Origin of the sequence: Pseudomonas sp. SBB6 (assembly GCF_024213215.1) — a bacterium.
GTDB classification, from domain to species: Bacteria; Pseudomonadota; Gammaproteobacteria; order Pseudomonadales; family Pseudomonadaceae; genus Aquipseudomonas; species Aquipseudomonas donghuensis.
The window spans coordinates 437108-452806 of record NZ_JANAVH010000001.1; the positions used below are offsets into that span (position 1 = coordinate 437108).

The 15699-nt window shown below is 63.3% G+C and carries 10 protein-coding genes and 1 pseudogene; all 11 read right to left on the bottom strand.

Translation table 11 applies throughout. The features are described from left to right. Positions 1-4 precede the first annotated feature (4 nt). The 11 genes and pseudogenes from NLX68_RS02120 to tssE all read right to left on the bottom strand — a co-directional run bounded on the left by NLX68_RS02120 (position 5) and on the right by tssE (position 15643). Complete coding sequence (locus tag NLX68_RS02120; protein WP_254282475.1) at positions 5-1159, bottom strand: lysozyme inhibitor LprI family protein; 1155 nt, start codon at positions 1157-1159, stop codon at positions 5-7. 89 nt (positions 1160-1248) lie between these two features. After that, complete coding sequence (locus tag NLX68_RS02125) at positions 1249-1911, bottom strand: hypothetical protein (RefSeq protein WP_254282477.1); 663 nt, start codon at positions 1909-1911, stop codon at positions 1249-1251. Next, positions 1815-2075, bottom strand: a pseudogene (locus tag NLX68_RS26420) (RHS domain-containing protein); the annotation flags it as partial. The gene NLX68_RS02125 and the pseudogene NLX68_RS26420, both read right to left, overlap by 97 nt. 222 nt (positions 2076-2297) lie before the next feature. Further along, complete coding sequence (locus NLX68_RS02130; protein WP_254282479.1) at positions 2298-2729, bottom strand: Imm30 family immunity protein; 432 nt, start codon at positions 2727-2729, stop codon at positions 2298-2300. A gap of 1 nt (position 2730) precedes the next feature. Next, the gene (locus NLX68_RS02135) at positions 2731-7155 is read right to left on the bottom strand and encodes an RHS repeat-associated core domain-containing protein (RefSeq protein WP_254282481.1); all 4425 of its coding nucleotides are present in this window, start codon (positions 7153-7155) and stop codon (positions 2731-2733) included. 12 nt (positions 7156-7167) lie between these two features. Further along, on the bottom strand, positions 7168-7602 hold the full coding sequence (locus NLX68_RS02140; RefSeq protein ID WP_254282483.1) for a DcrB-related protein: 435 nt from the start codon (positions 7600-7602) through the stop codon (positions 7168-7170). Positions 7603-7617: 15 nt separating this feature from the next. Then, entirely contained in the window at positions 7618-9561 is a 1944-nt protein-coding gene (locus NLX68_RS02145) for a type VI secretion system tip protein VgrG (RefSeq protein ID WP_010221270.1), read from the bottom strand. Positions 9562-9584: 23 nt separating this feature from the next. Continuing rightward, positions 9585-12263, bottom strand: coding sequence for a type VI secretion system ATPase TssH (gene tssH / locus NLX68_RS02150; RefSeq protein WP_254282485.1), 2679 nt, complete (start codon positions 12261-12263; stop codon positions 9585-9587). Next, positions 12256-13308 (bottom strand): type VI secretion system baseplate subunit TssG, encoded by a 1053-nt coding sequence (gene tssG / locus NLX68_RS02155; RefSeq protein ID WP_254282487.1) that lies wholly within the window; start codon positions 13306-13308, stop codon positions 12256-12258. The genes tssH and tssG overlap by 8 nt, the downstream gene beginning before the upstream one ends. Next, complete coding sequence (gene tssF, locus NLX68_RS02160) at positions 13272-15131, bottom strand: type VI secretion system baseplate subunit TssF (RefSeq protein ID WP_254282490.1); 1860 nt, start codon at positions 15129-15131, stop codon at positions 13272-13274. The genes tssG and tssF overlap by 37 nt, the downstream gene beginning before the upstream one ends. Then, positions 15128-15643, bottom strand: a complete 516-nt coding sequence (gene tssE, locus NLX68_RS02165) for a type VI secretion system baseplate subunit TssE (RefSeq protein ID WP_254282492.1) — start codon at positions 15641-15643, stop codon at positions 15128-15130. Before tssE ends, tssF begins: the two co-directional genes overlap by 4 nt. Between the last annotated feature and the right edge of the window lie 56 nt (positions 15644-15699).

The following is a 15699-nucleotide window of genomic DNA, read 5'->3' on the forward strand; positions in this document are numbered from 1 at the left end:
ACCTTTACTGATCCGGGGCGATGGCAAACATCAGCTGGTCGGCTTCCAGGTAGACGATCGCCTCGCGGCCAATGACGTCCACCGGGCGGGCGGCCACCGCTTCGTGTTCGGGGACGATCTTCTCCAGGCGCTTGCTCACCAGGTCGACCCGCCAGATACAGGCAAAGCCGCCATTGTTGTCGAAGTACAGGACTGGCCGGGTCGGGCTCCAGGTCGGGTTGACCAGGCTCCAGCCGCCGGCATCCTTGTCCATCACCCGGTCGTAGGGGTTGTCATTGCCGTTAAGGTGCGGGTAATAGAGCAGCAGGCCGGAGTTGTCCTGGTTCAGGTCGCCGCTGATCTGCGCCTTGGCGAAACGCTTGCTGTTGGACTCGGCCGCGTACAGTTGCGTCGAGGGTTGCGGCGCGGCCTGGGAGCCCAGTTTGTAGGCCATGCTCTGCTGGGCTTCGCCCGTCATCTTCTGCCGGTAATAGAACACCCCGTCGATGATCCCGGCATAGCGCTGGCCCTGGTCGTTGGAGGTGATTCTGCTCCAGCCGTCGAAGCGTACATTGCGCGCGAACGGGTGCAGCCCAGGGCGAGCATCGGAGTATTCATAGAGCGTACCGATCGGGCGGCTGTCATAAATGTTGCCAGGGTTGCTGCCTTGCTCATCCTGCTTTTCGGCGACAAACAACACCACGTTCAGCACGCCATCCAGGGTGGCGACGTCGACCAGGTAGACAAAACTGTCTTCGCTCATGTCGGCGACGGTGGCCAGGGGAAAGCGCTGCCACGGCTCATCCTCGACCTGGGTGTAACGCTGATCGCGGGGCAGGGGCTGCAGGCTCTTGGGATCAACCTGGGAAAGCGTCGGCACCGGGGTCAGCAGCTTGATCTGCTGGTCGTAGGCGACTTCCAGGCAGGCGGCGGTCTCGCAGCGATTGCGCACTTCGCGCAGCCAGAAGTTCTCCAGCTCACGGAAGATCTTACGGTCCTTGAGCGGCTTGTAGCGTTCGTTGAGCGTGTCGTCCTTGGCCGACAGCGACGGCGTGGTGCAGATGGCGGTTTCCAGCAGGGTGCTGGCCTTGCTGCAGTCAAAGCCTGCGGCAACGGTTGCGGGGCTGTGCAGGCAGGCAGCGAACAGGGCAGCAGGAAGCAAGCGCGCGGCGGCTTTCATCGGACATCCATGTGAGTTTGAGCGGGGTGGCGATGATACGTCAGCAAGGGCCATTGCGGAATCTGCCGCAGCAATGGCCACCGCCGGTTTCAGGTGAACTGAATGAAGAAGAATCCTGCCTCGTCACCTTCCTTGCCGCGCCGCGCCTGGCGGTTCACATACAGGTAGCCGATGCCGTCCGCCAGCAAGCCCTCATGGGCAGGGCTGGCCTTGGCGATATCGCTGTCCAGCAGTTGCATGAGGAACTGATAGCGCGGTGGCTCGTAGATCGGGTCCTGCAGCCACGAAGGGCGTCCCAGCGGCTTGCTGACTTCCAGGCCACTGTCCTCGTCGGCCAGCTCTTCGTCTTCTTCCTGCGCGCTGAGCGGTTCGAACTGAATGAAGCTGCGCTCCAGCAACAGGGGCGGGGCGGCTGGCAGCAGCTCCTGCTCGGCCAGGGTATGCAGAATGACGCGGGCATAACCGTTGCTGGTCTTGTCCAGATCATCCTGCTGGTTGACCGTGTAGTGTCGCTGCACGGCGCGGTTGAAGGCACCGTCGTGCTGGCGGGCGGTGATGAACACGGTCAAGGCCATGCCGGCCGGGATGAAATTGATCGGCAGGAACCGCTCGCTGATGGTGCACAGCGGGGTCATCGGCTCCTGGGTGTCGGGCGTCAATGGCCACAGGTCCAGGCGCGGCAGACGGGCGCCGCCGCCGACCTGGCCGAGGCCTTGATCGTTGCTGCCAAGGAGGATTTTTTGCGAGTCCATTGTTGGTAACAGTCCTTACGTTGGAACCTGAGATTCTGCTCCTCGATGAAGTGTGCTTCACGCGCTTCCTGCAGGCTATTGCCCCAGACCTGATAACGCGCCTGCCGGACGGTTTCGCCAGTATCTTCGCTCAGGTGCTGAGGCAGGCCGTTGGGGTCGTTGTGGTAGTAGCGAACCTGTTACTGCGCGCCAGTGCCGTCTACCTGGGCCAAAGGTTCATGGCTGTCCTGGTCATAGAGATAGAGGCTGGTCCGGCCAGGTTGCTGCTCCAACAGTAGGTGCAATCCGTCCCGGGTGAAATGAGGCTGCTCCAGCAGGTTGCCAGAGCCGTCGTACTCGCTTTACGTCAGCGGCGGCTGTAGCGGAATTGGCCGCCGCGCTTTCATTCAACGTGCCAGAACCGAGTCCACTTCGGACTGCTTCTCCGGGTTACCGGCGAGAAAGTCCTTAAGGTAGCTTTCGACCGCTGCCCTGTTGGCACTGTGCGCCAATGCCGTGCGGTAAAGCTTTGTGTAGTCGGGGGAGTTGAATATCCGGTAGTGGATGCTTTCCAGCCAGTCGCTGGCCTTGTTCTTGAGGGTGTCGGCGACCTCGACCACGGCCTCGACATAACTGGCAGGGTCGAAGGATTCAGCCATACCGATTATTTCCTTCATGAGGTCGCCATACTCACAGTCATCGTCCAGGTGCGAGAGCATCACCTTCAGGTACTGCTTGTCGCGGGTCTGCGCCATGGCCTTCAGTGTCGCGGAAAAACGCCCCACCTCAGCGGCGTTGCTCAAGCTTGCACAGTCTTCAAGGTCTTGGGTCAGGCTCATCCTATTTTCCTCCGCATTTCGATGGTTTCTTGAATATATTCGGAAAGGTACTTTTGTTCTGCCGTATCGTTTCCCGTAGACCCGCCTGGATTTCCTTGGTGTAAAGCCCCTGCTGCTTGTAGATCTTGCGGGCGTCCCAGATATCTCGCGCGAGCGCATCCCTGGGTTTCTCATTGAGGAAAGGTCGCCTTGAATAGGAGCGGGTCATCGGGTGACGGCCTTTGTTCTCAGGATAAATATGCTCCATCTGCATGGCGATGGATTTGTTGCGGCTGATACCGAATTTTTGCTTCATGTATTCGGCAGACGGCATGTGGTGACCGGTCAGGTTATCCCCTGGTGTGCCGGGCAGCTTGCCATAGGCGCCGACACCGCCCTCACCGGGCAGCAATGCGTTGAGCCCGAGCGGGTCGATCCAGCCCACAGGGTTAGCGGCATATTGGTACAGGTTCAAGCCGCCGGCCAGGCCGATCGGATCCGGCTGGGTAAAGCGTCCGACATCCGGGTCATAGAAGCGGAACAGGTTGTAGTGCAACCCGGTCTCGCGATCCAGGTACTGACCCTGGAACCTGAGGTTCTGCTCCTCGATGAAATGCGCCTCGCGCACTTCCTGCAGGGTATTGCCCCAGACCTGATACCGCGCCTGCCACAAGGCTTCGCCAGTGTCTTCGGTCAGCTGCTCGGGTAGGCCATTGAGGTCGTTGTGGTAATAGCGTATCTGTTGCTGCGGGCCAGTGCCGTCGACCCTGGCCAGCGGTTCATAGCTGTTCTGCACGTACAGATAGAGGCTGGTCTGGCTGTGCCGGTGTTCCTGCAGCAGGCGCAGGCCGTCCCAGGTAAACCTGGTCTGATCAAGCAAGTTGCCGTGCTCGTCATACTCGCTTTTTTCAGTGCGCCGACCCAACGGGTCGTAGCGCATGTTCAGCACCCGCTGTCGGCCGCCATGCTGGCTGCGTACCTGGATCAGGCGGTGTTCGGCGTCGTAGCTGAAGTGCTGCACACCGCGCCGGCTGCTGCGTTTTTCAATCAGGCGGCCGAAGGCATCGTAGCGGTAACGTTTGTCCTGATAGGTCAGCAGCCGGTTGTGGCGTACCAGCCCCACGCCGGCCTGTGGCCCATCGAGCAGGTTGGCGGCGGCGTCGTAGGTAAAGGCTTCGCTCTGGCCCTGGCCGGCGTCCTGGCTGGCCATGATCCGCCCGCTGGCGTCGTAGTGCAGCAGTTGCTGGTGCTGGCTGCCGGGTTGCTGGTTGAAGCGGCTGGTCAGGTTGTCTGCCGGGTCGAAATCGAAGCGTTGCTGCACCGCAGCCGGCAGTTGCGGCGGCTGATGGCTGGGGCGGCGCAGGCGCGAGCGCAAGCGACCACTGCGGTCGTACTCGCTGCGGGTACTGACACGGCCCTGGGTGCGCAGTACTTCACGGTGCAAACGGTCGCGCTCGAAGTCGCTGATTACCTTGCCATCGAGGTTGAGCTGATGCAGGTGACCGCTGCCGTAGTACAGGCGGTTGAGCCAGCGGCCATCGGGCAGTTGGCTCTGGACCAGGTTGCCGAGCTCGTCATAGTGATGCTGCAGCGCACCATTGGCACTGTGTTCCTGCACGAGCTGGCCGGCAGCATCGTAAGCAAAGGCTAGCTGCTCGGTGTTGCCGTCATTGTCGGTGAAGCAGACTGTGGTCAGTTGGTCCAGCGGGTCATAGCTGAAGTCGGTGCGGCCATCGTCGGTCTGTTTGGCAAGCAACCGGCCGGCAGCATCGCGGGTGTATTCGTGAACGATCGACTTCGGCGTTGTGTCCGGCACCAGGGCCAGACCGCTGCCGTATGGCGCAGGGACAAACTCCAGGCGGCTGACATTATCCAGCGGTCCATATTCATAGCGCTTGGCGCTGCCGTCGAGGTCTTGTTGCCGGGTCAGGCGGTCTACCAGGTCCCAGCTAAAGCGATAGCTCTCACCGTTCTCGTTGGTCAGGGCCAGCAGACGGCCGTAGTTGTCGTAGCTGTACTGCACCTGACGTCCGTGCGGGTCTATGCGTTGCAGGAGCTGGCCACGGCGGTTGTAGCGAAACTGCAGGACATGCCCGGCCGGATCGATGTAGCGGCTGAGCTGGCCGCTGCTGTTCAGTTCATAACGCTCGCTACGGCCATCCGGCAACTGCGTGGCAACGACTCGCCCCTGGGCGTCATTCTGGTATTCGGTGCGCTCGCCGAGGGCATCGATGACCGCCTGCAAATAGCCGCGCCGGTCATAGCTGAAGCGTGTCGGATACCCTGAACAATCGACCTGCTCAATCAGCAGGCCCAGATCGTTCCAGTGCAACTGCTTGTGCTTGCCCGCCGCATCAATGACTTCCACCACCTGGCCACGATCGTCGTAGCGGTAGCGGGTGGTGCGGCCCAGTGGATCGGTTTCGCTGCTGCAGTTGCCGCGTTGATCGTAACGGTAGCTCCAGCGCTTGCCGGCCTTGTCGGTCTGTACCCGGGGCAGCGACCAGTGCTCCAGCCACAGGGTCGACTCGCTGCGGCCCAGTGGGTCGATGCTTTCGCAGAGGTTGCCGGATTCGTCGTACAGATACTGCCATTGTCCGCCTTGCGGGTCGGTGGCGCCCAGCAGCTGGCGCTCGTCGTTCCACTCGAAGCGCCAGGTCAGACCCACGGCGTCGGTGTATTCGGTGATCTGGTACTGCGGGTTCCAATAGCGTGTGCTGACCCGCTGCAAACCGTCGGTGACCCGGGTGATGCCGGCCTCGATGTCGTAGTCGAAACGGTACTCGTCGCCGTCGTCGGTCCAGTGTCGGGCCACGCGCCAGTCGTCTGCAGCACGAGTCCATTCGTAGAAGCAGCGCAGGCCGCTGGGCAACTGGTGCTCGACCATGCGCCGGCCCTGGTCGTAGGCGAAGCGCCGTTGCAGCTGGCCAGCGGCATCGCGGACTTCGGCCAGGTCGCCGTTGCTGTCGTAGGCATAGCTGACCAGCAGCTCGCTTGAATCATCGCTGTACAGGCGCTCGATATGGCTGACCCGTGCCGGCCATTGCGCGCTGTAAACCAACTGCACCTGAACCACGTCGAAAGTGTCGCGCAGCCTGAGCAAGCGGCCACTGGCGTCATAGTCGAGGTAAAGGCGGTTGTCGTTGCGGTCGCCCAGTTGCGCCAGGCGCAGGTGCTGCGGGTTGCCCGGGGTCGGCTGAAACAAACGATAGAGTCCGCTGCTGCTTTCAATCAGCAGCTCGTCGTCAAGCGCGCGACGCACGCTCAGGCCTTCGCCAGCGCTGAATACCGCATCACCCCGGGGAATGTTGCCCATGTCGACGACCCGCGCCTGCTCGTCGGTGAACAGCAGGCGCTCGCCGCCTTCAGGATGCGTTTCAATGGCAACGAAGACTTCGTAATCGACGCTCCAGCCAGCGCCGAACAGGCCGTCGCGGCGTTCATCCCGGCTGTTGTAATAGCGCTGCCAGTCCAGTGGGATCAGCGCCGGCAGGCTGAAGTCAAGCTCCTCTTCGCCACTGAGGATTTTTGCGCCGGTCGGTGCATGTACCGGATTGAGCGAGCCGGCAATAGCATTGGTTATCGCCCCGCTCACCTGGCTGGTGACCGCGCTGGCAATGCCACCGATCACCATGCAGCCGAACTTGCTGTAGAACTTGCCGCCGCGCCCGCGCAGCAGCATCAACGCGGTAATCGCCAGGCCGATGCCCGGGGTCTTGCCGCTGCGAATCTCGCGGACCACGATCGAGCCGCCGCCGATGCGCACGTTGTCGGAGACCAGCCCGGCGTCGACGATCACCGCCTCGCAGGTGCTGCGATCGCCGCTGCGGCAGGCTGGATGGCCGTTGATGGTGACCTTGCTCGAACCTTCGGCCAGGTACTGCGGCGGCATCGGCGGGTGCTTGCTGCAGAGGATCTTGTCGTCGTCGGCAGGCTCGGTGTTCGGCGCCGGGCTGGCGACGGTGGGCCGCCACATCTGCGAGAAAAAGCCCTTGGCCATGTCGAGGAAGCTTTCTTCCTCCTCCTCGGCCGGCGGCTGAGCGGCATCACTGCCGGCGGGCGCCGCGGCGGCAACGATGACGCCGGCGGCGCGTGCGGCCGGTTTGCCATTGGTGTGGGTGTTCTTCGAGCCGGTGAGGATGTTGGCCTGCACCGAGGGCGGGAACAAAAAGTTGCCAATGCCCTCGCATAAACTGCTTAAGCCCTTGTCGGCCCCGGTCTTGCTCATGGCCACGCCGACCACGATGCCGACCACCGCGCCGAGCACGAAGCAGCCAAGGCCGCCGGTGGCCACGGTCAGGCCCAGCGCCGCGGTCACCGCGGCGGTGGCCAGGACGCCGATGGCGACGTTAGCGGCGACTTCCAGCACGCCGCTGACGATGTCGGCCATCATCGAGGTGTGCATCAGGGCGTCGCCTTGGCGGGCGGCCCACAAGGCGTCAGACATGCAGGGTGCTCATCAGCTCAGGGCGTCGAAGTTCAGTGATTGCTTGATCGCCGCCCAGTGCGCTGCCTCGGCATCACCCAGCGGCTGGGCCTTGACGTAGCTCAGGGCGAACATCTTGCGGGTGCCCGGCAACACCAGGGCCAGTTGGTACTGGAACACCTTCTCGCTGCCCTTGCTGAACTGGCTGCGCAGTTCGATGCCGTCCACCGATTGGTCGGCGCCCAGGCGTACAGCCTGGCCCGGCTGGAAACGTAGATCCTTGACCTGCTGCTGCAGGCGTTCGAGCTGGCCGTCGAAGTTGCTTTGCAGGGTTTCACCGTCGGCCAACAGGCTGCGGCTGACAATCAGCGAGGTGCCCAGGCTGGCAAAGCGCAGGATGTTGATGCTGGTGTCCTGCACCTCTTCATCGGGCAGGGCGAACTGGAATTCATTCAGGCGATAGCTCATGACGCGCAAATCTCGTTATTGGCTGGCTTTGGGCTTGGGGAAGATCGCTTCCACGGCGCCATCGATGGTGCCTTTTACACCTTGCCCATCCGGGGTGGCGCCGGGGCCGCCGCCGATGTTCAGGTCCAGGGTGCCGCCAGTGTTGAACTGGGCATTACCTTCGGCATTGAAGTTGAACTGCACGCCGGTGAGGTTGATCTGGCCGCTGGCGTTGAGCTCGAGGATGCTCTTGCCGCACACCAGGCGCAGGTTCTCGCCGACCTCGATCAGGTAGCTGCGGCTGATGCTGTCGGTCTTGGTCGAGCCCACCAGCAGGATGTCGTCGCGCTTGACCGCACGAATACGGTCTTCGCCGATGGTTGCCACTTCACTGAAGTCCACCACCTTGTTGCGGTTGTGGCCCACCCAGTGGCTCTCATCGTTCTCGACTTCGATGTCCTGGTTGCGCTCGGCATGGATGTACAGCTGCTCGGCGCCCTTCTTGTCCTCCATGCGGATTTCGTTGAAGTTCGCTGGCGTGCCGCCTTTGCTCGAACGGCTTTTCATCCCGCTCTGGGTAGCGTTGGCCGGCAGGTCGTAGGGCACGGTCTGCTCGGCGTTGTACACCCGGCCGGTGATGATCGGCCGGTCCGGATCACCTTCAAGAAAGCTGACGATCACTTCCTGGCCGATCCGCGGGATCTGCATCGAGCCCCAGTTCTTGCCGGCCCAGGCCTGGGACACGCGGATCCAGCACGAACTGTTTTCGTTGGACTGGTCATGGCGATCCCAGTAGAAATGCACCTTGACCCGGCCATACTGGTCGGTCCAGATCTCTTCACCGGCCGGGCCGACCACGATGGCGGTCTGCGGGCCCCTGACCTGCGGGCGCAGGGTGCTGGCCAGGGGGCGAAAGCTCTGCTGCGCATCAATGCAACTGAGGTTGCTTTCGAACTGCGCGTTGCCACCACCGCCACCGGTTTCCAGGCGTTCCTGGACGACGTAGTAGCGGGCACCGACGATCAGGTACTCGCGGTTCTGGTCCTGACGGCTGAAGCCGCTCATGCTGAACAGGTTGCCCGCCGCCAGGCCCCGGGCGTTGCCACGCAGCTCGATGCGTTCATGCAGGCTTTGCAGCGCCTCGATACGGGTGCGGGCGTAATGCTCGCCGTCTTCGCTCTGTACATAGGTGCCGGGGTAGTCGTATAGCGGGTAATCGCCAGCGGTGTGCGGGCGCGGCATTTCCGAGCGCACGTCGATGCGCGCACTGGGGCGCTGGAAGTCGTAGTCGTTGAGCTCCAGCGAGCCAGACTGCACCTCCTGGGCCAGGTGCCAGTCATTGAGGTGGTCGCGCTCGCGATGCTGGCCATCGGGCGGAAAGTACGGCACCGACTCGTAGCCCGGTACCACCTGATGGGCGCCATAGGCATCGGCCAGGACCAGCACGTGACGGTCTTTCTCGTGGCGGAAGTAGTAGTAGATGCCTTCCTGTTCCATCAGGCGGCTGACGAAATCGAAGCTGGTCTCGCGGTACTGCACGCAGTATTCCCACTCGCGATAGGGCCGGCTGAGGCTGTCTTCGAAATCGGAAAAACCCAGGTCGCGAAACACCTGCTTGATGATCTGCGGGATGCTCTGGTTCTGGAAGATGCGGCAATCGGAGGTCTTGCTCAACAACCACAGCCACGGCCGCAGGGTCACCCGGTAACTGGCGAATTGGCCGCGGTCGATGCTCTGGCTGCAGCGCGCGACGATGCCATGAAAATACCGCGAGCGGCCCAGCTCCAGCTGCAGGCTCAAGCTCATCGGCTTGCCCAGCAGTTGGTTGAGGTCGATGGCCGAATTGTCCGAGGTCAGCTGCAACTCGTAGTCGAACAGCCGCCCCAGCTCTTCGCCGCCGCCCATTTCCGCCAGGATCAGCGCATCAGGGCCCAGGGGGCTGTTGATTTGCGCCAGTCGGGTGAATTGCTTGAATAGCATCGTTTATCTCGTGAAACGCGCCATCACGGCGCGTCGCTGAAGTGGTAGTGCAGGTCGTTGTCGCGGCGGCTGATGCGCACCCCGGCCAGGGCCTTGCCTTCGAGCATGCGGGTAAGGAACTCGCGGCTCATGTCCGGCAACAGGCTGTTGGTCAGGATCGCGTCGATCATCCGTCCGCCGCTTTCGGTCTCGCTGCAGCGCGAGACGATCAGCTCGACCACCTCGTCGTCGTAGTCGAAGGCGACCTTGTGGGTGCCTTGCACGCGCTTGCGGATGCGTTCGAGCTGCAGGCGGGTGATGGCCTTGAGCATCTCGTCGCTGAGCGGGTAATAGGGGATGGTCACCAGGCGTCCGAGCAACGCTGGCGGGAAGATCTCCAGCAGTGGTTGGCGCAGGGCCGTCGCGATGGCGTCGGGTTCCGGGATGTTTTGCGGGTCCTTGCACACCTGGGAAATCAGCTCGGTCCCGGCGTTGGTGGTGAGCAGGATCAGGGTGTTCTTGAAGTCGATCAGCCGGCCTTCGCCATCCTCCATCACGCCCTTGTCAAAGACCTGGAAGAAGATCTCGTGCACATCCGGGTGGGCTTTTTCCACCTCGTCCAGCAGCACCACGCTGTAGGGCTTGCGCCGCACCGCCTCGGTCAGCACACCGCCTTCGCCATAGCCGACATAGCCAGGTGGTGCGCCCTTGAGGGTCGAGACGGTATGGGCTTCCTGGAACTCGCTCATGTTGATGGTGATGACGTTCTGCTCGCCACCGTACATGGCTTCGGCCAGGGCCAGGGCGGTTTCGGTCTTGCCCACCCCGGAGGTACCGGCGAGCATGAACACGCCGATGGGCTTGTTGGGGTTGTCGAGGCCGGCGCGCGAGGTCTGGATGCGCTTGGCGATCATCTGCAGGGCATGGTCCTGGCCGATGATGCGCTTGGCCAGGTGCTGGTCGAGCTTGAGCACGGTTTCCAGCTCGTTGCGCGCCATGCGCCCGACGGGGATGCCGGTCCAGTCGGCAACCACCGAGGCCACCGCCTGGTAGTCGACGGTCGGCAGGATCAGCGGAGTTTCACCTTGCAGGTCGCTCAGGCGCTGCTGCAGGTCGATGAGTTTTTCGCGCAGCTCATGGCTCTGTTCGCTGCCCGTATCGTGGTCGACCACGCCGACGTTTTCGCGCAATTGCGCACGCGTGGCCAGCAGTTCGTCGACCAGGGCTTTTTCTTCGGCCCAGCGGCTTTCCAGCTCGGCCAGGCGCTCGCGCTCGGCAGCCAGCAAGGTTTCAGACTGTTGCTGGCGGTTGCCGATGGCGATACCGATGGCCCGTTCGCGGGCGATGATCTGTAGCTCGGTTTCCAGCGCCTCGATACGTCGGCGGCTGTCATCCACTTCGGCCGGCACGGCGTGCAGGCTGATGGCGACGCGGGCGCAAGCGGTGTCGAGCAGGCTGACGGATTTGTCCGGCAGCTGGCGCGCCGGGATGTAGCGGTGGGAGAGTTTGACCGAGGCTTCCAGGGCTTCATCGAGGATCTGCACCTGGTGGTGCTGCTCCATGGTTGAGGCCACGCCGCGCATCATCAGCAGCGCCTTGTCTTCGCTCGGCTCGGCGACCTGCACCACCTGGAAGCGGCGGGTCAGGGCCGGGTCTTTCTCGATGTGTTTCTTGTACTCGGCCCAGGTGGTGGCGGCCACGGTACGCAGGCTGCCGCGGGCCAGGGCTGGCTTGAGCAGGTTGGCGGCATCGCCGGTACCGGCAGCGCCACCGGCACCGACCAGGGTGTGGGCTTCGTCAATGAACAGAATGATCGGTTTCGGCGAGGCCTGAACGTCCTCGATGACCTGGCGCAGGCGCTGCTCGAACTCGCCTTTCATGCTCGCCCCGGCTTGCAACAGGCCGACATCCAGGCTGCGCAGTTCGACGTCCTTGAGCGATGGTGGGACATCGCCGGCGACGATACGCAGGGCAAAACCCTCGACCACTGCGGTTTTGCCCACACCGGCTTCACCGGTGAGGATCGGGTTGTTTTGCCGGCGACGCATGAGAATATCCACCAACTGACGGATCTCTTCATCACGGCCGACGATCGGGTCGAGCTTGCCGCTGCGTGCCTGCTCGGTGAGGTCGACGGTAAAGCGCTTGAGCGCTTCCTGTTTGCCCAGGGCGCTGGGCGCCATGGCACCGCTGGCTTCGCCCGGCACGGCGCCGGCATTGAAACCGTCGCTGGCGCTCAGGGCGTTTTCCGGCGAATCACCGACATACTCGTCAAAGCGCTCGCTGAGGGCTTCGACCTTGATCTTGGCAAACTCCGACGACAGGCCGAGCAAGGCATTGCGCAGGCTCGGCGTCTTGAGGATGCCGAGCACCAGGTAGCCGGTGCGCACCTGGCTTTCGCCGAACATCAGGCTGCCATACACCCAACCACGCTCCACCGCCTCTTCGACATGGGAAGACAGGTCGGTGATCGAGGTCGAGCCGCGGGGCAGGCGGTCCAGGGCATCGGTCAGCTCGCGGGCCAGGCGCGCCGGTTCGAGGTTGAACTGGCGGATGATGCGGTGCAGGTCCGAGTCCTGCAGTTGCAGCAGTTGGTGAAACCAGTGGGCCAGTTCCACATAGGGATTGCCCCGCAACTTGCAGAACACCGTGGCGGCCTCGATGGCCTTGTAAGCGACGCTGTTGAGTTTGCCGAACAGCGCGGCGCGGCTGATTTCACCCATGTTCCGGACTCCTTGTGGATTGCGATGCGGTCGCCTGCTCGGCGTAGTACCGAGCCAGTGTCAGGTCGCTGGCATCGTGTTGCGGGCGACCGAGCCAGGTATCGAAACCCAGGCGTCGGCCGGTGTTGAGTTGCAGGGCGGGTATCTCGTCCTGCTGCAGGATCAGCTTCAGGTCCCAGTCAAGCTCGTGCCCCTGGTGCTCGGCGACCCAGGCCACCAGTTCAGCAAAGGCACTGCCGTCGGGCAGCAGCGCCAGGTAGTGCTCGAGGCTCAGTGGTCCCAGGCAGATGCGAAACTTGTGCTGGCGATCCCAGACATGACTGCCCAGGCATACATCCACGCCCAACTGGTTGGCGCTTGCGCCCAGGCGGCTACGCTCGGGCAGTTGCAGCCATTGGCCGACATACTCCTCGATGCTCACCGGCACGCCGAAATACGCCCCGAGAATGCCGCGCAAACCATCCGGATAGCGGGTCTGGGCGGCGAGGTGCCCGCTGTAATGCAGCTTGGCGGTGTCCGGCAACGGGCCCTGGTCGCGCAGTGCCGGAGTGCCGCGGCCGCTGAGGGCGGCCAGGCGCGCGGCCCAGTAGTCGTCAGCGGGGCGGTCATGGCTGACGGTTGGCCGTGCTTCGGCCCAGGCCCGGTAGAACAGGCTCAGCAGGCGGTGATGGAACACGTCGAGAAAACGCTTGCTGGTGCTGTCGGCGTTGTTGCGCTGACGTTCGCGCATGTATTCGGTCAGGTGCAGCGGCAGCGGTCCGTTAGGGCCGCCCAGACCAAAGAAGAACTGCTCCAGGCGCGCCGGGCCCTGTTCTGTGGCGGGGGTCAGCGATGCCAGGGTGGCCGGTGCGAAAGCGCAGTCGAGCTGTTGGCCGAGGCGAATCGGCTCATCGGCCAGACGCAGGGAATGGCCGAAACGCGGCAATTGCGGCGACTCGCACTCCAGCCGGCGCAGGGCCTGGAAGAAATCGTAGTTCCAGGGTTCGGCCTGCATCTCGCTGAGGATGTTCACAGGGTCGGACGGCGTCCGGGCTTGGCTTTCCATCGCATGATCTCGCCGCGTTCGGTGGTACGAAGCACCGTCTCGGTAAAGCTGTTGATCGACACGTAACGTGCCAGGAAACGCTCGAACACTGCACCGAGGAGGAACACTCCGGTGCCGCGGAAAGCGTTTTCATCGAATTCCAGGGTGATCTCCAGGCCACGGCCAAACACGATCGGCCCGGGCATCGGCAGCCGCCGTGTGCAGGCTTTGCTGCTGACTTCGCGCAGGCCGTCGATCTGCAATTGCAGGGCGGCGTCATGGCTGTCGCCGTAGAGGCGCAGCAGCTCGCGCAGGGCGGCGGCGCCCTGGCCCTGTTCGGTCAGCGACAGGTAGTTCAGCGACAGCTGGCTGATCAATCGCCAGGCCTTGTTGTCGTGGGCGTGGCTGGCACGCGGCCGGCTTGGCCCGGCCAGGCAGCGAATGGCGGCCACCGGCGCGCTGTCGGCCAGAGTGAAATCGCTGCGGCCATCGCCAACGTTCATGAACAGCGGCAGATCGCGGTTGGTACACAGAGCGCTGACGCCCAGTTGGCGCAGGTCATGGCGGTAGGGCGCCTGCTGTCCATCGACCAGGCTGATGAAGGTCTCGCTGCCCATGTAGGTCGAGCGGGTGCCGTTGCGCCGCTGCTCGCTGGAAAGCATGCGTGGTTCGCGGCGCACGATGTAGTACGCCTGGTCACGGCCATAGCGCGACGGGTCGCGCACGGCATAGAACGGTAGGAAACTCTGGTCGGGGCCGGTGCCGTGACCGGTCACACTGCTCAGCGAGTGGATCTCGAAATCCGTCGGCCGGGTGCGGTCAGCGATCACGTGGTGCTCGTTGACCCGGTCGCTCAGGTGGATCCGGTCGACACGGCGCGGGAACAGATTGATCGCCGGAGTACAGAAGGGCACGAACTGCTCGACGCCGACGCTGCCTTCCAGGGTCTGGTCGTAGCGCTCGAACAGCACGATCAGCTCCAGCTCCTGCCCGTCGCAACGTTTTACCGCGCGACTCAGCTCGGCGAATTCGACGAACAGGAAACGCTGCGGCAAAGCGAAGTATTCCTGCAGCAGGCGGTAACCCTGGAACGCCTGCGGGACCACCGGCAAGGCTGCCTCGCGGTCATCGAAGCCGCAAGGGCGCAGGGCCGAGGTCGCAATGCGCTCGACCCAGTCGCTGCCAGGCTGGCGCGCAAACACGGCACAGGCGTTGCCCAGCAGTTGCTCGTACAGGCGAAACGGCAGTTCATCGGCTCCGTTCAGGTACAGCGGCAGGCTGCTGAGATCGAGCGCGTTGAACGGCAGCTCGGCGCCGGTACGCAAGGTAATGCGCAACCCGGCGCGGGCTTTCGGTTCACTGGCGGCGAGGCGCCCGAGGCTGGCCGCCGGATTGCCGAAGTATTCGGCCTGGGCTACCTGCAGTGGCCACAGGGTGACCGGGTGGGCACTGCGAAATTCACAGGGCGTCTGCGAATCGCGGCCAAGGGTGGCGCGCAACACGCTGCCACGGGGCAGGGTGAAGCCAGCACTGAGCGAGCCTTCGTCGGGATCGGCCTGCATCTGCACCACGGTCATCGACGGTGTCGGTGCCAGGTAGTGCGGGTAGGCGATCTCCAGCAGGTTGTGGGTGAAGGTCGGGTACTCGGCGTCGAGCTTGAGTTGCACCCGTGCGGTCAGGTAGGCAAAGCCTTCGAGCAGGCGTTCGACATAGGGGTCGGCGCAGTCGATACCGGACAGGGTCAGGCGCCCGGCGATTTTCGGGTATTCCCTGGCAAACTCGGCGGCGCTTTCGCGGATGTGTTGCAGTTCCTGGTTGTACAGCTCGAGCAGGCGCGGGTTCATGGACGTCTCCGGCGCTCGGCAGGGGCAACCCGGACATGCCCGGACTCCAGGTCCAGATCGGTGCGCAGCAGCAACGGCAGTGCCGCTGGCTGGGCCCACAGATCGCCTTCAATCTCGAAACTCAGGGCGTTGTGGTTCATTTCCCCTGGTGCGACCTGGGCGCGAACCCGCAGGCTGCTGCGCAGGATGCGCGGTTCGAAAGTGGCAATGGCCTGGTAAATGATGCTCTCCAGTGCGCTGATATCAATGTTCGAGGCGCTGTTACCGGCCAGTGCCGGCAGGCCATAGTTGACTACCGAGTTGCCGGCCTGGGTGTTGAGCGTGGCGCCAGCATCGAGCAGTGAGGTGGTATTGAGCAGCCAGGTGAGATCGCGCAGAACCGAGGCCTTGAGCTGGTTCAGCGACAGCACGCGTTTGTCGTTGGCTTCTTGCAGGTTGCCGGGCTCGTCGTCGGTCAGACGATCGAGCAGCGAAGGCTGCAGGCGGTCACGTGCAGCGATTTCGGCTACCAAGGGGCGGCTCCGGTGGTGGGATTCAAGATTGCGTTGGCCTTATCGCGGGGCAAGCC